Raw genomic sequence first — 21,278 nt, 5'->3', positions numbered from 1 at the left:
TGAGGCCAATGGCCGATTTCTATCCCATCCTGGCGCGCGCGATCGCCGGGCTGCCCGACAAGTCCCCGGAAGCGCGCCGCGCGGTCTATGACCGCGCCCGGACAGCTCTGGTCGCCCAGCTGCGGAGTCTCGACCCACCGGTCGGCGAGGCCGAGATCATGCGCGAGCGCTTGGCGCTCGACGAGGCGATGTCGCGTGTCGAGGCCGATTACGACGAGGCTGAGACCCAGCGCCCCGCCACGACGACGATCCGCCCCGCTCCGGAACCAGAGCCTGAGCCTGCTCTGCCGGCCGATATGGCCCATGAGGAGGTCGGGGCGAGCCCCGTCATCGACCCGTTCGAAAGCCGCTCGGTCGACAGCCAGGAGCCGGTCGACACGCAGCCGGTCCGCCCACGCGTCGCTCCTCCGCGCGAACGCCGCGTCGATCCCGGTCATATCCGCACCGCGATCGTCGGCGGAGGCGTCGCGCTTGCGGTCGTCGCGATCGCGGCGACTGCCTTCTATGTCAACAAGGTCAATCCCTCCGACACGGCGGCGCAGCGCCCTCGGACCGAGGCGCAGGTCCAGCAGTCGCAGCCGGACAGCGCCGGCAAGCTGAACGACCGGGTCGGCGATGCCGGAGCGACAGGCGCAGGACCGGCCACACGGCCTGGTGGCGCGACAGCCTCACAAGGCAGCGAGATCGCCGTCGCCCAGCGCGCCATTCTCTACACCGAGGTGCCGGAAACCCCGCAGCAGCCGAAAGCCGTCAATGGCCGGGTCGTCTGGCGGCTCGACAGCGAGAGCGCCGGGCAGGGTCGCCCGGTCGAGACCATCGTGCGTGCGAGTGTCGAGGTACCGGATGCCGGCCTGAGCCTCGACTTCACCATCCGCCGCAATACCGACAGCGCCTTCCCGGCCTCGCATATCATTGGCCTGCGCTTCACGCGGACAGGTGATGCCACGACCGACGCGATCCGCGAGGTCGGCGTGCCGCAGCTCAAGACCGACGAGAACGAACGGGGCGCACCACTCTCCGCCATCGCCTCCGCGCTCGGCGACAATCTCTTCGTGGCCGCGCTCTCGAATGTGCCGGTGGAAATCGACCGCAATATCGAGCTGATGCAGACGCGCAGCTGGATCGACATCCMGCTGCGTTTCGCGTCCGGACGACGCGGCATCATCACCTTCGAGAAGGGTGTCTCGGGCAGCCAGACGCTTGACGATGCCTTCGGACGCTGGCGCTAGGCACTGAAGAAGAGACGCGGGCACCGATCGGTAAAGCCMCGGAGCGGTTCCCGGATTTCCCTTCGATCGCTCTGGGTCATCTGCCCGCTTCAATCTCGCTGGATTTGCGCTGAACGACGGGAGCACGCCGGGATGGCGAACGCCTTTGAAGGCCCGTTCAAGGGCAGGCTTCTGTCGGAACAGGTGACCAACCCCAACATCATCGTCGGTCGGTACAGCTACTATTCCGGCTACTATCACGGGCATTCCTTCGACGACTGTGCCCGCTATCTGCGGCCCGACCTCGCCGATGTCGACAAGCTCATCATCGGCAGCTTCTGCTCGATCGGGACCGGCGCCTGCTTCATGATGGCCGGTAACCAGGGGCATCGGAACGACTGGGTCTCCAGCTTCCCCTTCTTCTACATGTCGGAAGAACCTGCATTCGCCGGTGCGCGCGACGCCTTCCGGCCGGCCGGCGACACCGTGGTCGGCAGCGATGTCTGGATTGGTGCGGAGGCGATGATCATGCCGGGCATCCGGATCGGCCATGGTGCCGTGATCGGCAGCCGTGCCCTCGTCACCAGGGATGTCGAGCCCTACTCGATCGTCGGCGGCAACCCGGCCAGGCCGATCCGCACGCGCTTCACCGAAGCCGACATCGTCATGCTGCTGGAGATGGCCTGGTGGGATTGGCCGGTGGAGCAGATCAGGGACGGCATGGATCTGTTCTGCTCCAACGACATCGCCGGGCTGTACCGGCGCTGGCAGGAAGCCTCAGCGTAAAGGCGCATCCCGCCTGCCCTCATCGCCAGGCCGAAGCCGCGTTTGCCGCGGGCGCCTCGACTTGAGGGCTGTCGGCGCGGCTCGCGCCGACAGCCCGAACACGCTCACGCCATATACTGCCCGCCATTGACCGCGAACGTCGCGCCGGTGGTGAAGGCACCGTGATCGGAAGCGAGGAAAGCGACCATCTGGGCGATCTCCTCGGGCTTGCCGAGCCGGCCGACGGGAATACCGGCAACAACGCGCTTCAGCGCCTCCTCCGGCATGGCAGCGACCATGTCGGTGCCGATATAGCCGGGCGTGATCGCATTGACGGTGATGCCCTTGTTGGCGTTCTCCTGGGCAAGCGCCTTGACGAAGCCGATATCGCCCGCCTTGGCCGCGGAGTAGTTCACCTGGCCCATCTGGCCCTTCTGGCCGTTGATCGACGAGATCACGATGATGCGGCCAAAGCTGCGCCCGCGCATGCCCTCGATCACCGGCCGCGTCATATTGAAGAGCGAATCGAGATTGGTGCGGATGACGGCGGACCACTGGTCCTTGGTCATCTTGTGGAAGAAACCGTCGCGGGTGATGCCGGCATTGTTGACCAGAATGTCGACCGGCCCGTTCTCCGCCTCGACGCTTGCGATGCCGGCAGTGCAGGCATCGTAATCGCCGACATCCCACTTATAGACCGGGATGCCGGTTTCCGCCTTGAACTTGGCCGCCGCCTCGTCATTGCCGGCATAGTTGGCCGCCACCTTGTAGCCTGCCGCCTGCAGGGTCCGGCTGATCGCTCCGCCGATACCCCGCGTCCCCCCCGTGACCAACGCGACCTTCGTCATCTGGTTGTCCCCTCTTCGTTTTGGTCTTTTGAGCTATTGTTCCGCGAGCTTCAGGTCGGGCGAATAGGGCCCGTCCACGTCCTTGATGATGGCCTGGCCGCAGATGACGCGCTGTTCCTTGGCGTCATAAGTCAGGGTCGGGGGGCCATAGAGCTCCCAGCCTCTGCTCAAGGCCTCCGAGACCCGATGACAGAAGGCTGCGTCATCGGGCCCCGTGAGATAGCGATAGAGCGTCGTCTGCTTCGCCATGGTGAAGGCTCAGCGTTCCACCGCCATGGCGACACCCATCCCGCCGCCGATACAGAGCGTGGCGAGCCCCTTCTTGGCGTCGCGCTTGGCCATTTCATGCAGGAGCGTGACCAGGACGCGCGCGCCGGAGGCGCCGATCGGATGGCCGATCGCGATCGCGCCGCCATTGACGTTGACGATATCGGGGTTCCAGCCGAGGTCCTTGTTGACCGCGAGCGCCTGCGCCGCGAAGGCCTCATTGGCCTCGACGAGGTCGAGATCGCCGATCTTCCAGCCGGCTTTCTCCAGTGCCTTGCGCGTCGCCGGGATCGGGCCCGTGCCCATGATGGCCGGGTCGACGCCGGYAGTGGCCCAGGAGGCGATGCGGGCGAGCGGGGTAAGACCGCGCCTGGCTGCTTCCTTGGCGGTCATCAGGACGAGAGCGGCAGCGCCGTCATTGAGGCCAGACGCGTTGCCGGCAGTCACCGTGCCGTCCTTCGAGAAGGCTGGCTTCAGCTTGGCCATGGCCTCCAGCGTCGCCCCGTGACGGGGATATTCGTCCTGATCGACGACGATATCGCCCTTGCGGGTCGAGACGGTGAAGGGAGCGATCTCGTCCTTGAGCCGGCCGGCTTTCTGCGCAGCCTCGGCCTTGTTCTGCGAGCCGACGGCGAACCTGTCCTGTTCCTCGCGGCTGATCTGCCATTTGGTCGCGACGTTCTCGGCAGTGGTGCCCATATGGTAGCCGTGGAAGGCGTCCCAGAGCCCGTCCTTGATCATCGTGTCGATGAATTTGGTGTCGCCCATCTTGGTGCCGTTACGCAGATGCGCGGCATGCTGCGACATCGACATCGATTCCTGGCCGCCGGCAACGATGATGTCGGCGTCGCCATTGACGATCTGCTGCAGGCCGATGGCGACCGCGCGCAGGCCCGAGCCGCAGAGCTGGTTGAGGCCCCAGGAGGTCGCTTCCTGCGGGATGCCGGCCTTCATCGCAGCCTGTCGGGCCGGATTCTGGCCCTGACCGGCGGTCAGGATCTGGCCCATGATGACTTCATTGACCTCACCGCCCTCGACCTTGGCGCGGGCGAGCGCCTCCTTGATCGCGGCAGCGCCGAGATCGTGTGCCGTCGTGTTGGCGAAAGCGCCGTTGAAGGCGCCGACCGCCGTGCGCGCTGCGCCGACGATTACGATGTCAGTATCGGCCATGGAGAGTTCCTCGCTGTTGTCGTGATGGCTCGCCAGGGACAGGCCACCAGGTTCGGCTCTCACCTTCGAAGGCTGCCGCGGCCGCGTCAAGCCGGCCAAGAGAGGGAGAGCGCGGATCGGGTGCCGGTGACCGTGCTGCATCGCAGCACTGGCTCGCCCCTCCCGCCGTTCCGCTTGGTAAGATTGATTGAAAAACGTTCAAAAAACTTGCAGCATGCGGCTGACAGGTTATCGTTGCCGGGAGGATCGTTCCGCTGGACCTGAAATGTCAGGCCCGGATCAACGCGATGCAGGGTATGATGGCCAGCGAAAAAGAACCGACAGTCATCAAGAAATACGCCAATCGCAGGTTGTATCACACGGGCACGAGCTCCTACGTCACCCTCGAGGATCTGGCGGGCCTGGTCCGCGGCGGAGAGGATTTCGTGGTCTACGACGCCAAGTCCGGCGAGGACATCACGCGCTCCGTGCTGGCCCAGATCATCTTCGACGAAGAAAGCAAGGACGGGCAGAATCTGCTGCCGATCACCTTCCTGCGCCAGTTGATCCGCTTCTACGGCGACAGCATGCAGGCATTGGTGCCGCGCTATCTCGAGTTCTCCATGGAGAATCTCACGAAGGACCAGAACCAGTTCCGCGACATGATGGGCAAGGCCTTTACCGGCGGCGCCTTCGGCGGCACCGGGCTGGACGCGATCCAGGCCCAGACCCGCGCCAATATGGCGATGTTCACGGAAGCCTTCCGGCTGTTCAACCCCTTTGCTGCCGCAGCAGCCTCCGGCCAGCCGAAGGGCGATGCAGCGCCAGCCGCCGGCAAGGGCGACGAACTCGGCGACCTGAAGCGGGAACTCTCCGAGATGCGCGACCGGCTGGACAAGCTCGCCAAGACGAAGTGAGCGGGCAATGCCCCAGGCCCGGGCTTGCCCCGGGCCCGTCCTGATCAAGAGTGTCTCGGGCCGATCGCTTGCCCGAGACCGCTCCCTGCCTCGGCTCAGCCCACCGCCCGATGCAGCTCTGAGGGCACCGCAGGCTGCCAGAGTTCGGCCTTGCCGACGAGATGCCCCTGCAGATAGGTCACGCCCCAATCGGTGAGCATGGTCGCCTGCAACTCGTCATCGACCCATTCGGCGACAGTGTCGACCATGAGATGGCGGGCGAGGTCGATCAGCGTGCGGACATAGAAGCGGTCATCGGTCGAACGTCGCAGGTTCTGCGTGAAGGCGCCGTCCAGCTTCAGGATGTCGATCGGGAAGGCGCGCAGATGCCGCAGCGAGGTGTGGCCGGCGCCGAAATCGTCGATCGCGATGCGTGCGCCCTGATCCTTGATCTTGCCGAGCAGGCGGGCCAGGCGGCGCGGATCCTCGATMGTCGCAGTCTCCGTGATCTCGACGATCAGCCGCCCGGCGAGGCCGCGGGATGAGCGGGTGCAGGCCAGGAAGGCGTCGAGCCATTCCGGATCGCCGAGCGAGCGCGGCGAGACGTTGATCGAGAGCGTCATGTTCGGATCGGCCGCGAGCATTTCGACGGCGAGCTCAAGCACGCGGTGATCGAAGAGCCGGACGAGCCCGCGCCGCTCGAGCAGCGGAATCAGCTCTGCCGCCGAGAAGAACAGCCCTTCCGATCCATGGCCGACCCGCAGCAGCGCTTCGTGGAAGGCAACCTCGCGCGTTCTGGCCTCCACGACGGATTGCAGCGCCAGCCGGACGCGGCGTTCGTTCAGTGCCGCGAGGGCCTGGATATCGAATCCGCTGTGGTCCGGCGCCGGCTCACGCAACTCGCGCTGACGTGCGATGACGACGGTATCGACCGCGCCCGCCTTGGCGCCGGCAAGGGCGTTCTCAGCGGCCGAGACCAGCGTACCGGCATGGCGCGAGAGATCCGGCGCGACGGCCGCCCCGACGCGCAGACGCACCAGCGCAATGCCGCGCCCGGTCTCGATCGCGGACTGTGCGACGGCCTTGATGAAGCGCCGCGCCGCCGGCTCGATCTGGTTCTGCGGACAGCCTGCGAGCAGGATGGCGAAGCGATTGCTGGAATAGCGCAGCAGATGGTCGCGTCGGCGCATCACCGAGCGCAGCCTTTCCTGGACCACGCCGATGATCTCATCGGTGGCCTCATGGCCGAAATCATCGTTGAGACGCGCGAGTTCGTCGATCGCCGCGATCAGCACGACTACCGGTCGCTCCGCCGCGAGATGCTCCTGCAGCGATGTTTCGAGGCGCTCGACCAGCGCTCCGCGGTCACAGACGTCGCGACTCTGCGCGGTAAGCTCGTCGGGCCGCACAGAGCGCTCGATGCGCAGCACGCCGCGCGCCATGGCAGGCTGACCGTCGATGCCGACGAACCAGCGGCCGGCATCCTCGATCCACATCTTGCGGCCGCCGAGATCGGCTGCGTAGCGGGTGCGGTAGATCGCACCTTCGCCATGGTMCTGTCCGCCGGTCGAGAAGATCGCGTCGTAGCGACTGCGGCCGCTACCCGGCTCCACCAGCCCGGCGAAAGCGAGACCGCGGCTCATCGCAGCTACCGGAATCGGTCCCAGAACCTCGGCGGCGTTCGGACCCCAGTTCAGCGAATCGCTGGCGATGTCCCAGCTGTAGACCACCTCGCCGATCGAGGAGAGCAGGCTGCGCGGGTCGACGATCGTTTCGTCACGGGTACTCAGGATCGATGGCGCAGGCATCGGTGCAGGGCCTTAGAGGCGCAGGCCGCGGGACACCTTTGGCGTCGTGCCGTCCTGGCCGAACGAGATCGGGAGATGTTTCGAAACGATGCAGGTTTCTGGCTTAACGCCCGGTTAAGGCCGGCCCCTGGATTGCAACTTTACCTCCAGCGCAACCCTAGCGTTCCGGAGTGGCACATGCGGGATCAGCAATACGGGGCGAGAAGCCACCAGGCGCTTCCCGATGCATCGACGATGCTGCTGCTGCAGATCGCGGCCAGTCACGCCGAAATCGGTCCGTTCGCGCGCCGGGCGCGCGAGACGCCGCAGGTCGCGGCGCGGCGCTACGAGGCCCAGGCACAGCGCGCCGGAAGGAAGCGGCAGCGCCTGGTCGCGTGAGGCCAGGCCCTCTGCCGAGGAGCCGCATGACAGCGGTGTCCCGATGGATCATCCGGAAGCCGCACCGGAGACATCCATCGAGACGCGATCACAGATCGCTCCTCGGCAGAGGGCCTGGCAGGCGCCGGCGGAAACTGGCCAAAGAAAAAGCCGGCCTCGCGGCCGGCTCCTAGACTCGCAAGCCTACAACCGGGGCTCAGGCCTCGGTCTTGGCCTTCAGCACCTGGCGACCGCGATACATGCCGCTCTTCAGATCGACATGGTGCGGRCGGCGCAGTTCGCCGGAGTTCTTGTCTTCGATATAGGTGGGCTGCTTCAGCGCGTCGGCGGAGCGGCGCATGCCGCGCTTCGACGGCGAAGTCTTTCTCTTCGGAACGGCCATTGTACTCTCCATCGTGCCGCCGTCCGGAAGCGCAGGCCGCAGAGCCACGCCACCGCCACGACGACGGATCAATCTCGTGAGGCGATGGCCATACACGCTCGCAGAGGGGATGACTAGGCCTAATCGACATCTTTCATGCCGGAAGGCACGGCGCAATCCCCAAGCGATCCGAGCTGCGCCATACGGCGCTGGATTCGCCCGCTCGCCGATTGCAGGCCGCGGCTCGGCTTGGCGGGATTGCGCAGGATCGGATTCGGCAGCGCACCGGCGAGCCGTGCAGCCTCGCCAGTGTTCAGGCGGGCGGCAGGCTTGCGGAAATGGCGTTGGGCGGCGGCTTCCGCGCCGAAAACGCCATCGCCCCACTCGGCGACGTTGAGATAGACCTCGATGATCCGCTGTTTCGGCCAGGCGAAGTCGATCACGAGCGCGAGCGGAATCTCGAGCGCCTTGCGCAGATAGGAGCGCCCCGGCCAGAGAAAGACGTTCTTAGCCGTCTGCATGGTCAGCGTCGAAGCGCCGCGGCTCGGGCCATCCTCATCATCGAGCACGGCGTTGAGCTCGATCCAGTCGACGCCAGAATGGCTGCAGAAGCGCTGGTCCTCGGCGGCGATGACGGCGCGGATCAGCGAAGGCGAAATCTGCGTGAGCGGCACCCATTGCCGTTCCACCGGCTGAAAGCTCAGCCAGCGCGCGAGCATCAGCGTCGAGGGAGCGGGCATGAACCGAAAGATCAGCAGCCCGAGCGCCAGGACAACGGCGAGCCCGATGAGGATGCGAAAACACCACCCCAATGCGCGGCCGACAATTCCTCGCCGCCGCGTTTGCTCGTGACCCGCCATGACCGCCATGCCCCCGCAACTTGACGATCCCGCCCCCATCCGGCAAGCCCCCGCCACCGTTGCGAACGCGAGATCAGCGCATGAGTTCCGCCGCAGATGACGCCCTTCCGGCCCGTCTTTCACAGACGGCCGATGCGATCGAGGCCCTCCTCGACGGTCTGCTCCAGGCTGTTCCGGGAGCGGGCGAGATCGCGCGCCCCGAACGGCTGCTCGCGGCCATGCGCCATGGCGCGCTCGGCGGTGGCAAGCGCCTGCGGCCCTTCCTGACGGTCGAGACGGCACTGCTCTTCGGGGCCAGCGAAGCGCAGGCCTTGCGAGCCGGCGCAGCCGTCGAGCTGCTGCATTGCTATTCGCTCGTCCATGACGACCTGCCTTCGATGGATGATGACGATCTGCGCCGCGGACGACCGACGGTCCACAGGGCCTTCGACGAGGCAACCGCGATCCTGGCCGGGGATGCGCTGCAGACGCTCGCCTTCGAGGTCCTTGCCGACCCAGCCACCCACGAGTCGGGTGCGGTCCGCGCGGCGCTGGTGCTTTGCCTCGCCCGGGCGTCCGGGCTCGGCGGCATGGTCGGCGGCCAGATGTTCGATCTCGCGGCGGAGGGACGCTTCGACCCGGGCTCGAACGCGTTGGCCGAGAACGAAATTCGTCGACTGCAGGCGATGAAGACGGGGGCGCTGCTGGCGGCCAGCGTCGAGATCGGTGCGCGCCTCGGCGGCGCCGATGAGGCCGCCCTTGCCGCGCTTGGGCAATACGGCCGGGCAGTCGGCGCCACCTTCCAGGTGGCCGACGACGTCCTCGACGTCGAGGCGAGCCAGGAGCAGATGGGCAAGGCCACGGCCAAGGACCAGGACAAGGGCAAGGCGACCCTGATCAGCGCGCTCGGTCTCGCCGGCGCCAAGCGCGAGCGCGACCGGCTCTGCGAGGAGGCCGTCGCGGCCGTGTCGGGTTTTGGCGAGGAGGCCGCGATGCTGCGGGCTGCGGCATGGTTCGCAGCGACGCGGCAGAACTAGGGCCCGAGCTCCGCAGCGATGACATCCACGCAGTTTTGCGTGGGGCGGCAGCATGCAGCTCCGCATTAGGCATGGACTCTGCGCCGCAGGACATGCCCACGGACGGAGGGCAGCCGCTCGCCCGGCCGACCCGGCAATTTTGACACCCACCCCACCTGGCGGGCGCAGTGCCGCGGGCAGGCCTGCTGCCCTATAAAACCCGCGAGCGATCTCTATGCACGTTTCGCCCCTGCCCGGCCTCCCCGCGCAGTGGCAGGGTATTCGACCGCTTCACCACGAAGGCTCGCATCCAGGACAGGAACTGCGAGCCAGTTGAGGAGAGGATTGTGATGAGCAAGTTCAAGTTCTTCGTCAGTGCGGCGTTTGCTGCCACGCTGCTCGCCTCGGCGCCGGCCGCACGGGCCGATATCGTCATCGGCCTCATCGCACCACTGACGGGTCCGGTCGCTGCCTATGGCGACCAGGTGCGAAACGGCGCAGAGGCGGCGATCGACGCCATCAACAAGAAGGGCGGCGTGCTCGGCGAGAAGCTGGTGCTCAAGCTTGCCGATGATGCCGGTGATCCCAAGCAGGGCGTTTCGGCCGCCAATCTGCTGGTCGGGGACAAGGTGCGCTTCGTTGTCGGGCCGGTGACGTCGGGCGTCGCGATTCCCGCGTCCGATGTCTTTGCCGAGAACGGCGTGCTGATGGTCACGCCGACAGCTACGGCGCCGTCACTCACCACCCGAGGGCTGACCAATGTTCTGCGGACATGCGGCCGCGATGATCAGCAGGCCGAGGTCGCCGCCAACTATGTCCTGAAGAATCTCAGGGACAAGCGGATTGCGGTCATCCACGACAAGGGCACCTACGGCAAAGGCCTCGCGGATGCCTTCAAGAAGGGGATCAACGCCGGCGGCCTGAACGAGGCGCTCTACCTGTCGCTGACACCGGCCGAAAAGGATCTCTCGGCCATCACCACGCGTCTCAAGGCCGCCAATATCGACCTGATCTATTTCGGCGGCTACCATCCGGAAGGTGGTCTCCTCGCCCGGCAGCTTCGCGACGCCGGGCTCAAGGCCACCATCATCGGCGGCGAGGGGCTTTCCAACACGGAGTTCTGGGCGATCGCCAATGAGACGGCGGCAGGCGCACTCTTCACCAACGCGACAGATGCGCTGAAGAACCCCGACTCCGCGGAAGCGGTCAAAGTTCTCAAGGACAAGGGTATCCCGCCGGAAGCCTTCACGCTCAATGCCTATGCCGCGGTCGAAGTGCTGAAGGCCGGCATCGAGAAAGCCGGCAAGGCCACCAATGCCGCCGCAGTCGCGACAGCGCTGAAGTCCGGAGGGCCCATCACCACCGCCATCGGCAAGCTGGCCTACGACAAGAATGGCGATCTCAGCTCGCCGGCGTTCTCGATGTTCAAATGGGAGGGCGGCAAGATCGTCGCCGTGGAATAACGAGCAGGTTCGGGCGCGAAGACGGCAAACCCGTGCCTTCTTCGCGCCACCGCCTGACTTCCTCGTTGATCCCGATGCCCCTGCCAGCTCGACGCTCTGCGCCAGGCTCTTCCAGGGCCGGGGCCGCGCGCCGAACATTGCCTGCCTCAACCCATGATTGAAGGGGAGTGGGGAGTGGAGCTGGACAATCACAACAACCTCGGACTTCGTCGGCAGCAATGCGGGAGCATCCGCCTTGCGCTCGGTTCCGTCCTCCGGCAACAATGCCTCATGATCAGGACGCCATTTGCGACGCTACTCTGCGTCACCGCACTCACAGCATGCAGCCCGACGCCAGTGCGTCAGGTTATCGTGCCGGACAGCACGCCCGAGAAGCGCATCATAAGGTCGGGCAGCGACTTCGTCCTGCCTGACGGCACGCGCGTGACACCCGACCAAAGCGGCGGTTTCCAGCTGCCCAACGGCGATTATGTCCGGCGGGATCCACGCGGCGCATTGATACTGCCCACGGGCGCGCGCTGCGTCCCGGACCCAACCGGATATGTTTGTCCCTGATCAACGGCCATCGTCGCCGGCGCGCTATCAGGAGCCAATCTGCTCCACGAGCGGCGCCGCCGGCACCTAAGGCATCGGCCCGAAAGGTGGATTGCGGTTTTCGGGAAAGCCGATGCCATCCCGGATGGTTAGATCATCGGATCGGATACGATATCTGGTCCGATGATCTAATGTCCGATGCCGAAGACAACGGCGAAGACGGGAACGGGTTGGTCGAACCCTTTCAGACTCCGCGGATCCAGCTCAGCCAGCGGCACGCTGGAACCAACCGCGCGGGCCGCGACGCGATCGATTAGGATCTCGGAATCCCGGGCGCTCGCGCATAAGCGCGATGCCAGGTTCGTGACGTTGCCGATCGCAGCGTAATCGAGGCGGCCTTCCGAGCCGATCCGCCCGACCGTGGCCGGCCCCATGGCCAGCCCCACGCCAAAGCCAAGCTGGTGGCCCCGGCTGCGCCATCCGACCAGAAGTTTCTGCACGCTCATTTGCATGTCGCTCGCCATGGTGACGGCGCGCAGGGCCGGGTCAGGGCAGGAAACCGGCGCGTTGACCAGGACCATCGCTCCGTCCCCGGAAAAGCCCATCAGCGTCGCCCCATGCGCGCTGACCACCGCTTCGATGGCGCCGTAGTACTCGCCGAGCACGCCCATCACGGTTTCGGGCTCAGCCTGCGCCGAGAAGGCGGTGAAGCCGCGCAAATCGCAGAAGACCACGACGACCTCGACCCGTCGTCCGTCGAGCACGCCGTCATCCCCCGTACGGTCGACGAGTTCGGCCACTTGCGGCGCGAGAAAGCGCCGGAGCCGGCTGATGCGTTCGGAGCGTTCCTGGGACACGGCCAATTCACCGGCCATCTCATTGAACCGGGTGGCTAGCCGCTCGAACTCGTCGCCCGTGCCCAGGCTGATCCGGTGGTCGAACTGCCCTGCGCCGATCTGCGCGACGCCCTCCTCCAGGAGCCGTATCGGCCCGACCATGCGCTGCGTCAGCCAATAGGCAAGCACCGCCGCAAGGGCCGTTCCCGCAATGAGCAGCACCCCGGTGCGCCAAAGTGCGGCGTTGATCCGGCGGAATGCCTCAGTCACGGGCTGCTTTACGATGACGCTCCAATCGACGCCRGGGATCGGCGCCATGGCGGCCAGCACCGTGTTTCGCGCGATATCCAGCCCGGTGATCGCTTGGCCGGGGCGCGCCAGCATGGCGGCCCGCAAGGCCTGAAGCGGTTGCGTTGCGGCTTCGTCGGCACGCAGCACCAGGCTGATATCGGGATGAGCGACAAGGCGCCCCGGCTGGTCGAGCACGAACGCCTCGCCGGTTCGCCCCACCCTTATCGCCGAGATCACATCCCAGATGAACTTGAGATTGACCTCCGCGACCGCCACTCCGACCGCCGAGCGATTGCCGGCGACCGAGACCGTCATGAATGGTTCCGAGCCGCCATAGAACGTCACCGGCCCAAACCAGACCCGCCCCGAGCGGGCTCCCGCCACCGCCGGATTCGCCGAGTGGTCCTCGCCGCTCTCGACCCTGTTCAGGCCGATGCGCGATACGAAAAGGCGTTCCTTGCCGGCAGCGTCGATGAGGCGGAGGCTGACCACGGCGGGGACCTGGCGCAGCAGGCGCAAGGCGTCGAGCCTGCGCCGCTCGTCGGTCGCCTCCGACCACGGCAATTGCACCATCCACCCAAGCTGATCGCGAATCCCTTCCATGAAATCCTGGATCTTCGCCGCCGCCCCTCGGGCTTCTGCATCGAGCAGGTCGTTCAGCCTGGCGCGCTGGTCGTGATAGCCGAACCAGGCTTCGCTCCCACCCGCGATCAGAAGCGGCAGGGCGACCGCCGCAAACAGGGCGAGAAAATACTTCCTGAACAGCGAGGTTCGTGGGACGTCGGGCGAATGGGGCACCGTGCTAGCTCACGCGCCGGCTCACCGGCCGGGTCATTCGATCACCCCGTCGGCGCTGCTCAGTAGCGAAGGCGGGAACGATAGGCCCAGAGAATTGGCGGCCTTCAGATTGATGAACATCTCGACCTTGGTCACGCGCTGGACCGGGAGTTCGGAGGGCTTTTCGCCCTTGATGATGCGGCCGGCATAGGTTCCGGCGTGACGGTGCGATTGCTCGAAATCACCGCCATAGCTCATCAGCCCGCCGGCGATCGGAAAGTCACGGGATTGGGTCACAGCCGGCACCGCGTGCTCGACTGCGAGGACGGCAAGCCGCTGACTGCGATAGGCAAAATAGGGGTCAGAGGAGAAGACGAGACCGCCCGGCCGCATCTGAGACACGGTCCTGAACATGCCGTCGAATTCCTGTTCGGTGCTGGCCGTCAGGACACGAAGCTGCAGACCAAGACTGTCCGCCGCTGCCTGGAGGTTCTTCATTTGCGAGTTCGAAGTCGGGCTGGTCGGGTTGACGGCAACGGCAAGGCTCCCGGCACCAGGAAGCAGCTCGTGCATGAACTCCAGCCGCTTGCGCGAGACCTCCACGCTGAGGCTCGACACCMCCGTGAGATTGCCTCCCGGCCGAGACAGGCTGTCGACGACGCCCAGCGCAATGGGGTCTCCTCCCATTTCAAAGACGATCGGGATCGTCGTCGTCGCCGATTTTGCCGCGAGCGCGACCTCGGCGCCGCCGGGCGCCACGATCACCGTCACCTGACGATTGACGAGATCCATCGCGAGGGCGGGCAGTTGGCGATACTGGCCCTCCGCCCACCGATACTCGATCGCGAGATTGCGCCCCTCGACAAATCCGGCTTCTGCCAGGCCCTCACGAAAGGCCCGGAGGCGGCTGGCATAGGGCCCCGGGGATTCGGAACCGAGATACCCGATGACCGGCATAGCCGGCTGTTGCGCGCGAGCCGGGAGGGTCCAGGCCATCGCTGCACCGGCGAGCGCGACGAAATCGCGCCGCCTCATTCGGCCAGCGGCCTCGGCACAGACGGAGGGCATGAAACGCAACGCCGTCTCTCCTTCCAACCAACATCGCCAGTCGGCTTGAAGCGCTCGATGTTACCTCAATCACTCGGCCGCAGCATAGCCGCGCGACCGGGGCCGCACAGCCGGTTGAGCGACATCGAGCCGCCCAACCGAACTCACCGCCGCCGGCATGGGATGGCGGCAAGTTCGCCCTCGCCTCCCTCCCCTCCGCGATGCCTGGGAAGCTAGCCGTCCGTGCGATCGGGATGCTTGATCTTATAGACGCGCGGCGTCAGCTCCTCGATTTCCCGTCCGGCCCAATCCCGCTCGCTCGCCGTCTTGATCACGTCCCGCTGCCCTTGGCGCAGCATCTCGATATCGTTTCCGATGTCGAAGTGGAGCACCTGCCCGTTGGCGACAACCTGTCGCCCATCCACGTAAACGTCCCGGATCGCACGGTCATTCGCGGAATAGACGATGCTGCGGATCGGATCGTAGTCAGGCTGCATGTAAGGGTTCGTCATGTCGACGATCGAGAAATCGGCCTTGCAGCCGATGGCCAGGCGGCCGAGATCGGGCCTGCGAATGATGTCGGCTCCGACATTGGTGGCGGCACTGAAGGCATAGGATGTCGGCGCTGCGGTGAAGCTCCMCGCAACGATGCGCCCGGCGTAACAAGCCATCCGCAACTCATCCAGCATGTTGTGCGGAAAGCTGTCGGTGCCGATKCCGACCGGAACTCCCGCATCGACATAGCGGGCGAGCGTATTCAGCGCGATGCCCCGACGCGCGAAGACGACGGGGCAATGGGCGACCTGTGCGCCGCTCCGCACAAGCCGTTCGAAGTCGTTGCCCTGCGGCCAATGCAGCCATGGATGATCGTTGAGGAAGATGCAGTGCCCGATCACGGTGTCGGGACCAAGCGCACCGATCTTGTCGAGCCATTCGATCGGCGTGCAGCCGGTGCGACGCACGATCTCCTGGAATTCGACAATGCTCTGTGCGGCATGGATCTGGATCGGCTGGCCACGCTCGCGTGCGGCTTCAAGTGCACCGAGAATCTGCCCTTCGGTGCAGGTATCGATCTGCGCGGGCCCGAAATATCCGCTGATCCGGCCACTCGGATGCTTGTTTGCTTCGTCGGCCACCTTGATAGCCTCCAGCAGCAGCCGGTCCCCGCGTTCCGTATCCAGGTCATACTCGACGGAGTGGCCATTGCTCGTACGCCAGGCCCCCGAGCGATGCATCGCCCAGAGAACGGCGCGAATACCCGTGACCTCATAATCGCCAACCCAGTCTTCGCGGGGGGCGGCGAGATCGCAGATCGTKGTCACGCCGCTCCGCAGCAGTTCCGATGTCGCCACCCGGCAGGCATGACGGGCATATTTCGGACCGATGTTGAAGACCGGCATGAACTCGTAGAGCGAGCTTTGCCCCAGGCGCTTGCTCCCCAATTCCTCGAGCATGCCCTTCCAGCCCGGCTCATGGCCAGTATGGCTGTGAATGTCGACGAAGCCGGGCATGAGCATCACGCCGCGGCCGTCATGCTCGGTATCCGCCGATCCGAGATAGCCCGGCCCAACATGGGTGATCTCATTGCCGGCGAAGGCGAAATCCGCATTCTGCAGATAGACATGGGAAGATGTGGAAGCGTCCCACGCGACGATCCAGTCGCAGTTCCGGATAACCGTCGTCCCAACCTGCCCGTTGCCGGCCTGTTCTTTGCCGTCATTCATCCTGTGATCCCCCCTCGAATGTGTTGCGGAACGGCATTCTGCGCCGTGCCTTGCAGAAAACGCATCAGCTCACTGCGGATTCACGAAAGCCATCGCGGTCCCTTGGTCTCGCATGTTCCGGGATGGCGTCCTTCACCGGTGCCTGACGCACGCCCTGCGATTGCAGCACTCCGATGGCAGTGTTGGGAACCGGGTCCCATCGCATGACGACTGTGCTGATCAGGACACTTGAAGTTGTTTTCCAGCACAAATAGGCTCGTTACTACACGCCGGAAAAAAGGCGGGCCTAGGGGAGTGAACAATGCCGAAAATGATCAATAAAATTGCTGCGCTCGGGATCGCCGCCGCCGCACTCGCCGTATTTGCGGGTCCGGCCTCGGCACAGGCGACGCTCGATGCCGTGAAGAAGCGTGGCAAGGTCCTTTGCGGTGTTTCGCCAAGTTCCGCGGGCTACTCCTATGCTGACGACAAGGGCGTGCGTCAGGGATTCGATACGGATGTTTGTCGGGCAGTGTCCTCTGCAGTGTTCGGCGCGCCAGACAAGGTCGAATTCGTCCCGCTCAACACCAATATCCGCTTCCAGGCCCTGCAGTCCGGCGAGATCGACGTGTTGTCGCGCCAGACGACCATGACCTTCTCGCGCGACAACTCGCTCGGGCTCGATTTCGCGCCGATCGTTTTCTATGACGGCCAGGGGTTGATGGTCTCGACCAAACTCGGCGTGAAGAGCGCGTCGGAGCTTTCACAGGCAGCGATCTGCCTGCTGCCCGGCACGACGACGCTCCAGAATCTCGAGGACTATTTCAAGCCGCGGAACATCAAATACGAGGCCGTGGTCTTCGAGGACAACAATGAGTGGCGCAACGCCTTCTTCTCAGGCCGCTGCGACGTCATCACCACCGACCGCTCCGACCTTGCTTCGGTCCGCGCCGTTGCGAATGATCCCAAGCAGTTCGTCATCCTGCCCGAAACGATCTCGAAGGAGCCGCTCGCACCCGTCGTTCGCCAGAACGACAGCAACTGGAAGGACATCGTCTCCTGGTCGGTCAATACGCTGATCGCGGCTGAGGAATATGGCATCACCCAGGCCAATGTCGACGAGCAGCTGAAGAGCAAGGATCCCGAGATCCAGCGCATGCTGGGCGTCAATGGCGATCTCGGCAAGATGCTGAATCTCGACAACAAATGGGCCTATAACATCATCAAGCAGAACGGCAATTACGGCGAAATCTTCGAGCGCAGCCTCGGCGAGAAGACCGCGCTTGGCCTGAGCCGTGGCCCCAACCAGCTCTGGAACAAGGGCGGCCTGCTCTATTCGCCACCGTTCCGGTGATCACAGCCAACGTGCGTTCCCTCGATTGAACTGAGACCGCCGGCAGCGCCCTGTTGCCGGCGGCACTCCAGACCGGAACAGCTCGATGGCTTCCTCTGCATCCAGTCCGGTGCGGCTGCTCTATGACGTGCGCGTGCGCGCCGTGCTCTATCAGGTCGTCGCCGTTGCGCTCGTCGTCGGTGTCGGGCTCTATCTGTTCGGCAATGTCTCGCGCAAGTTGGCGGAACAGAACATTGCGACCGGATTTGACTATCTCTCGCGCCCGGCCGGCTTCGTCATCAGCCAGTCCTTCATCCGCTATGATTCCGGCGATACCTACGCGCGCGCCCTGCTCGTCGGCATCTTCAACACGATCTGGGTGTCGATATTCGCGGTCACCGTTTCGACGCTGCTCGGTCTGATCGTCGGGATAGCCCGGCTCTCGCGCAATCCACTTCTGGCCTTTCTGGCACTGATCTATGTCGAGGCGCTGCGCAATGTGCCGCTGCTTCTCTATCTCTTCCTCTGGTATGCACTCATCGTCGCGGTCTTCCCGCCTGTCCGCGAAGCCTGGCAGCCATTGCCCGAGGTCTTCCTCAGCAATGGCGGGCTGATCGTTCCGTCACTGCGTTGGTCTTCCGCGCATACCGGCGTCCTCGCGGCGGTGATCGCCGGTATCGTACTGGCATTCTTCGTGGCATCCAGGCTGCGCAGCAAGCGCGTCGCCTCCGGACAGAACCAGACGGGATGGCCGATCATCGTCGCCGCCCTTCTTGGTCCTCCACTGCTCGCGATCCTGCTGCTGCAGCCTGATTTCGTGATCAACTGGCCGGAGAAGGGCCGGTTCCGCATCACCGGCGGTGTTCAGGTCACCCCGGAATTCACCGCATTGCTGGTCGGGCTCGGCCTCTCCGCCTCGGCCGGAATCGCGGAGATCGTGCGCGCCGGCATCCTTTCGGTCGGGCGCGGCCAATGGGAAGCGGCGCGCGCCGTGGGTTTGCATGACCGTCAGACCATGCGGCTCGTCGTGCTGCCGCAAGCGCTACGCGTGATCGTGCCCCCGCTGACCAGTTCCTATCTGTCGACGTTCAAKAACTCATCGCTCGCCATTGCCATCGGCTACCCCGATCTCGTGATGGTTTCCAACACCACGATGAACCAGACGGGACAAGCGATCGAGGGCATCGCCATCTTCATGCTGGTCTATCTCAGCATGTCGATCACGATCTCCCTGTTCATGAACTGGTACAACGCCCGCGTCGCCCTGGTGGAGCGCTGAGATGGTCAGCGCCGCCGAAATGGAAACACTCAACCTCGCGCGGGCGGACCTGCCGCCGCCGCGCGGACGCGAATTGACCGCCCGGTTGAAGCCCTTTCTGGGCACGCCGATCAATGCCGTCATCACACTGGCCTGCCTGTGGCTGATCTATCGCCTGGTCACGGGAGCCTGGGGCTGGCTCGTGACGCGCGCGGTGCTCGAAGGCGGGCCGCAGGCGTGCAAGGTCGGGGCCGGGGCTTGCTGGCCGTTCCTGGCGGCGAAGCTGCGCTTCATGATCTTCGGCTTCTACCCCTACGACGAACATTGGCGGCCGGCCTTCGCCGTGATCCTGTTTCTCGGCGCCATGATCGTTTCGATGATTCCGCGCTTCTGGTCGCGGCGACTGCTTTGGCTCTGGCTGGCCGTGCCGGTGATCTGCGGCGTGCTGATGTATGGCGGCGTGTTCGGCCTGCCTGTCGTCAGCACCACGAACTGGGGTGGCCTGCCGCTCTCCTTCATGCTGTCTTCGGTGGGCCTGGCGTTCGGTTTCCCACTGGGTGTCGTTCTGGCGTTGGCACGCAGCTCGAAGCTGCCGGCGATTCAGGTCATCGCCATCATCTTCATCGAGGTCGTCCGCGGCGTGCCGCTGGTTTCGATCCTGTTCATGGCCTCGGTGATGCTGCCGTTGTTCATGCCGGACGGGCTCACGGTCGACAAACTGCTGCGGGCACAGGTCGCGATCATCATCTTCGCCGGAGCCTATATCGCGGAGACCGTCAGAGGCGGGTTACAGGCGGTCTCGAAGGGCCAGCACGAAGCCGCTGCGGCGCTCGGGCTCGGCTACTGGCTGTCGATGCGCAAGATCATCCTGCCGCAGGCGCTGAAGATCGTGATTCCGCCGCTCGTCAATATCTTCATCGGCTTCTTCCAGGACACCACGCTGGTCACCATCATCGGCCTCCTCGACTTTCTCGATACGGTCCGCGCCTCGCTGCGCGACCCGAACTGGCAGGGTATCGCCGTAATCGAGGGATATGTGTTTGCCGCTCTGGTCTACGCCCTGTTCAGCTATGGCATGGGGTCCTATAGCCGGTTCCTTGAGCGTCGACTCAAGACCGATCACGATCGCAGTCCGGCCCACTGACCGGACTGCCTCGCTCCTCCTGCGACAAGAGCCTTGCTGGGCATCATGCTGACCTATCCCGATACCTTCTATGCCCGCACCGCCGCGACGACGAACAAGAGGGCCCCGCTGCAGGGCCGCATCGAGGTCGATACCTGTATCATTGGCGGCGGGCTCGCCGGGCTCACCTGCGCCTATGAATTGGCCCGGGCCGGACGCTCGGTCGCGGTGCTGGAAGCCGAGGCGGTCGGCTGGGGCGCATCGGGGCGCAATGGCGGCTTCGTCAGCCCCGGCTATGCCCGCAGCCATTCTTCGATCGCAAGCGCCATTGGTGAGACTAAGGCGAACGAACTCCATGGCCTCTCGATCGAGGGCATGCGCATCGTTTCCGACAACATTCGCGACCTCGCCATCGCCGGTGCCGATCCCCGGCMGGGCAGGATCAGCGTCGTGCGCTATGACAGTGGCGACAGTCTCGCTCGGGCTCGCGACCAGTTGGCGCGAGATCACGGCTACACCGTCGACTTCTGGCCGACCGAGCAGGTTCGCGAGGTGCTTCGTTCGCCGAAGTACCACCAGGCCCTGTTTGATCCCCATTCCTTCCACATCCATCCGCTGAACTACGCACGCGCCCTGGCAGACGCCATCGAAGCGTTGGGAGGGCGAATCATCGAGGGATCGCGCGTTGTCTCGGCCGAGCTCTCCGGTCCCGAGAAACGCCTGGTCACCGCATCGGGAGAGMTGCGCGCCCGGCAGGTCGTGATCGCCTGCGGCGGCTATACCGACAACCTCGTGCCAAAGCTGCGCTCGAGCCAGTTGCCGATCGCGACCTATGTGCTGACGACCGAGGCAGCGCCGGAGCTGATCGCCAAGGCCATCGGGACGCGCGCCGCGATCAGCGATGACCGTCGTGCCGGGGATTATTATCGCATCGTCGAGGACGGCCAGCGCCTGCTGTGGGGCGGCCGCATCACCACCCGCACCAGCGAGCCGCGCGATCTCGCCGCCCTGTTGCGCCGGACCATGATCTCGACCTATCCCGAGCTCGAAGCACTGAAGGTCGAGATCGCGTGGTCGGGCCTGATGTCCTATGCGCGACATCTGATGCCGCAGATTGGCCAGCTCAGCCCGAATGTCTGGCACTGCCTCGGCTTTGGCGGACATGGGCTCAACACCACCGCGATCGGTGGCCGCGTCATTGCCGAGGCCATTCTCGGAACCAGCGAACGCCATCGCCTGTTCGCCCCCTTCGGCCTCGTCTGGAAYGGCGGCGTATTCGGCACTGTCGCTGTCCAGGCGACCTATTGGCGCTATCAGATGATGGACTGGCTGCGCGAGCGCTGAGCGCGAGCGAGCTCATCCCCGGTCGCAAGCGACA

19 protein-coding genes are annotated in these 21,278 nt (G+C 65.0%); 10 read left to right on the top strand and 9 right to left on the bottom strand.

Going from position 1 to position 21,278, the window contains the following annotated elements:
- The first annotated feature begins 8 nt into the window (after positions 1-8).
- On the top strand, positions 9-1,229 hold the full coding sequence (locus AC1DJT_RS06505; RefSeq protein ID WP_476833747.1) for a histidine kinase: 1,221 nt from the start codon (positions 9-11) through the stop codon (positions 1,227-1,229).
- 132 nt (positions 1,230-1,361) lie between these two features.
- Complete coding sequence (catB, locus tag AC1DJT_RS06500) at positions 1,362-1,994, top strand: type B chloramphenicol O-acetyltransferase (protein WP_476769367.1); 633 nt, start codon at positions 1,362-1,364, stop codon at positions 1,992-1,994.
- A 104-nt stretch (positions 1,995-2,098) separates the two neighbouring features.
- On the opposite strand, the gene phbB is transcribed toward catB, so the two are convergent.
- Genes phbB through AC1DJT_RS06485 form a run of 3 tightly spaced genes read right to left on the bottom strand, consistent with a single transcriptional unit; the run spans position 2,099 to position 4,258 of the window.
- Entirely contained in the window at positions 2,099-2,821 is a 723-nt protein-coding gene (phbB, locus tag AC1DJT_RS06495; RefSeq protein WP_441487967.1) for an acetoacetyl-CoA reductase, read from the bottom strand.
- Positions 2,822-2,854: 33 nt separating this feature from the next.
- A complete protein-coding gene (locus AC1DJT_RS06490; RefSeq protein WP_441487966.1) occupies positions 2,855-3,070 on the bottom strand; it encodes a DUF1737 domain-containing protein in 216 nt (71 codons plus the stop codon).
- Between the two features lie 9 nt (positions 3,071-3,079).
- On the bottom strand, positions 3,080-4,258 hold the full coding sequence (locus AC1DJT_RS06485) for an acetyl-CoA C-acetyltransferase (RefSeq protein WP_476833746.1): 1,179 nt from the start codon (positions 4,256-4,258) through the stop codon (positions 3,080-3,082).
- Between the two features lie 299 nt (positions 4,259-4,557).
- Between AC1DJT_RS06485 and phaR the strand changes: the two genes are divergently transcribed.
- Entirely contained in the window at positions 4,558-5,154 is a 597-nt protein-coding gene (gene phaR / locus AC1DJT_RS06480) for a polyhydroxyalkanoate synthesis repressor PhaR (RefSeq protein WP_441504379.1), read from the top strand.
- 95 nt (positions 5,155-5,249) lie between these two features.
- On the opposite strand, the gene AC1DJT_RS06475 is transcribed toward phaR, so the two are convergent.
- On the bottom strand, positions 5,250-6,941 hold the full coding sequence (locus AC1DJT_RS06475; RefSeq protein WP_476833745.1) for an EAL domain-containing protein: 1,692 nt from the start codon (positions 6,939-6,941) through the stop codon (positions 5,250-5,252).
- A 177-nt stretch (positions 6,942-7,118) separates the two neighbouring features.
- Here AC1DJT_RS06475 and AC1DJT_RS06470 point away from each other — a divergent pair, with 177 nt between their 5' ends.
- Positions 7,119-7,319, top strand: coding sequence for a hypothetical protein (locus AC1DJT_RS06470; protein WP_162768306.1), 201 nt, complete (start codon positions 7,119-7,121; stop codon positions 7,317-7,319).
- A 196-nt stretch (positions 7,320-7,515) separates the two neighbouring features.
- Here AC1DJT_RS06470 and rpmF read toward each other — a convergent pair whose 3' ends face one another.
- Together rpmF and mtgA are read right to left on the bottom strand one after the other, a co-directional pair.
- Positions 7,516-7,701 carry a 50S ribosomal protein L32 gene (rpmF, locus tag AC1DJT_RS06465; protein WP_043233137.1) on the bottom strand — a complete coding sequence of 62 codons (186 nt, stop codon included), beginning with the start codon at positions 7,699-7,701 and terminating at the stop codon, positions 7,516-7,518.
- 119 nt (positions 7,702-7,820) lie between these two features.
- Positions 7,821-8,540, bottom strand: coding sequence for a monofunctional biosynthetic peptidoglycan transglycosylase (gene mtgA, locus AC1DJT_RS06460; RefSeq protein WP_441487961.1), 720 nt, complete (start codon positions 8,538-8,540; stop codon positions 7,821-7,823).
- A gap of 80 nt (positions 8,541-8,620) precedes the next feature.
- On the opposite strand from mtgA, the gene AC1DJT_RS06455 reads away from it, so the two are divergent.
- Together AC1DJT_RS06455 and AC1DJT_RS06450 are read left to right on the top strand one after the other, a co-directional pair.
- Complete coding sequence (locus AC1DJT_RS06455; protein ID WP_441504378.1) at positions 8,621-9,556, top strand: polyprenyl synthetase family protein; 936 nt, start codon at positions 8,621-8,623, stop codon at positions 9,554-9,556.
- A gap of 329 nt (positions 9,557-9,885) precedes the next feature.
- Positions 9,886-10,998: a branched-chain amino acid ABC transporter substrate-binding protein gene (locus AC1DJT_RS06450; protein WP_441488337.1), complete on the top strand. Its 1,113-nt coding sequence runs from the start codon at positions 9,886-9,888 to the stop codon at positions 10,996-10,998.
- Between the two features lie 722 nt (positions 10,999-11,720).
- Here the strand turns inward: AC1DJT_RS06450 and AC1DJT_RS06445 are convergent.
- From AC1DJT_RS06445 to AC1DJT_RS06435, 3 genes are all read right to left on the bottom strand, one after another.
- Complete coding sequence (locus AC1DJT_RS06445; RefSeq protein ID WP_441504377.1) at positions 11,721-13,457, bottom strand: cache domain-containing protein; 1,737 nt, start codon at positions 13,455-13,457, stop codon at positions 11,721-11,723.
- 33 nt (positions 13,458-13,490) lie between these two features.
- Positions 13,491-14,471, bottom strand: coding sequence for an ABC transporter substrate-binding protein (locus AC1DJT_RS06440; protein WP_476833753.1), 981 nt, complete (start codon positions 14,469-14,471; stop codon positions 13,491-13,493).
- Between the two features lie 245 nt (positions 14,472-14,716).
- A complete protein-coding gene (locus tag AC1DJT_RS06435; protein ID WP_476833744.1) occupies positions 14,717-16,207 on the bottom strand; it encodes an amidohydrolase family protein in 1,491 nt (496 codons plus the stop codon).
- A gap of 310 nt (positions 16,208-16,517) precedes the next feature.
- On the opposite strand from AC1DJT_RS06435, the gene AC1DJT_RS06430 reads away from it, so the two are divergent.
- The 4 genes from AC1DJT_RS06430 (at position 16,518) to AC1DJT_RS06415 (ending at position 21,244) form a co-directional block, all read left to right on the top strand.
- Positions 16,518-17,540: an amino acid ABC transporter substrate-binding protein gene (locus AC1DJT_RS06430; RefSeq protein ID WP_441487957.1), complete on the top strand. Its 1,023-nt coding sequence runs from the start codon at positions 16,518-16,520 to the stop codon at positions 17,538-17,540.
- 85 nt (positions 17,541-17,625) lie between these two features.
- Positions 17,626-18,798 (top strand): amino acid ABC transporter permease, encoded by a 1,173-nt coding sequence (locus tag AC1DJT_RS06425; RefSeq protein WP_476833743.1) that lies wholly within the window; start codon positions 17,626-17,628, stop codon positions 18,796-18,798.
- Position 18,799: 1 nt separating this feature from the next.
- Positions 18,800-19,921 carry an amino acid ABC transporter permease gene (locus AC1DJT_RS06420; protein ID WP_441504374.1) on the top strand — a complete coding sequence of 374 codons (1,122 nt, stop codon included), beginning with the start codon at positions 18,800-18,802 and terminating at the stop codon, positions 19,919-19,921.
- Between the two features lie 48 nt (positions 19,922-19,969).
- Complete coding sequence (locus tag AC1DJT_RS06415; RefSeq protein ID WP_476833752.1) at positions 19,970-21,244, top strand: NAD(P)/FAD-dependent oxidoreductase; 1,275 nt, start codon at positions 19,970-19,972, stop codon at positions 21,242-21,244.
- Positions 21,245-21,278 lie beyond the last annotated feature (34 nt).

The sequence above is a fragment of the Allobosea sp. 05T422_2 genome, from assembly GCF_056396265.1.
Note: the sequence above shows the minus strand (reverse complement) of the source record. Positions and strands in the feature narration are given on the sequence as shown.

Bases quoted from the DNA above. Each gene is read 5' to 3' on its own strand.
- phaR (WP_441504379.1), top strand. From the start codon at position 4,558: ATGGCCAGCGAAAAAGAACCGACAGTCATCAAGAAATACGCCAATCGC.
- AC1DJT_RS06470 (WP_162768306.1), top strand. From the start codon at position 7,119: ATGCGGGATCAGCAATACGGGGCGAGAAGCCACCAGGCGCTTCCCGAT.
- AC1DJT_RS06450 (WP_441488337.1), top strand. From the start codon at position 9,886: ATGAGCAAGTTCAAGTTCTTCGTCAGTGCGGCGTTTGCTGCCACGCTG.
- AC1DJT_RS06455 (WP_441504378.1), top strand. From the start codon at position 8,621: ATGAGTTCCGCCGCAGATGACGCCCTTCCGGCCCGTCTTTCACAGACG.
- mtgA (WP_441487961.1), bottom strand. From the start codon at position 8,540: ATGGCGGGTCACGAGCAAACGCGGCGGCGAGGAATTGTCGGCCGCGCA.
- catB (WP_476769367.1), top strand. From the start codon at position 1,362: ATGGCGAACGCCTTTGAAGGCCCGTTCAAGGGCAGGCTTCTGTCGGAA.
- AC1DJT_RS06430 (WP_441487957.1), top strand. From the start codon at position 16,518: ATGATCAATAAAATTGCTGCGCTCGGGATCGCCGCCGCCGCACTCGCC.
- AC1DJT_RS06490 (WP_441487966.1), bottom strand. From the start codon at position 3,070: ATGGCGAAGCAGACGACGCTCTATCGCTATCTCACGGGGCCCGATGAC.
- phbB (WP_441487967.1), bottom strand. From the start codon at position 2,821: ATGACGAAGGTCGCGTTGGTCACGGGGGGGACGCGGGGTATCGGCGGA.
- AC1DJT_RS06420 (WP_441504374.1), top strand. From the start codon at position 18,800: ATGGTCAGCGCCGCCGAAATGGAAACACTCAACCTCGCGCGGGCGGAC.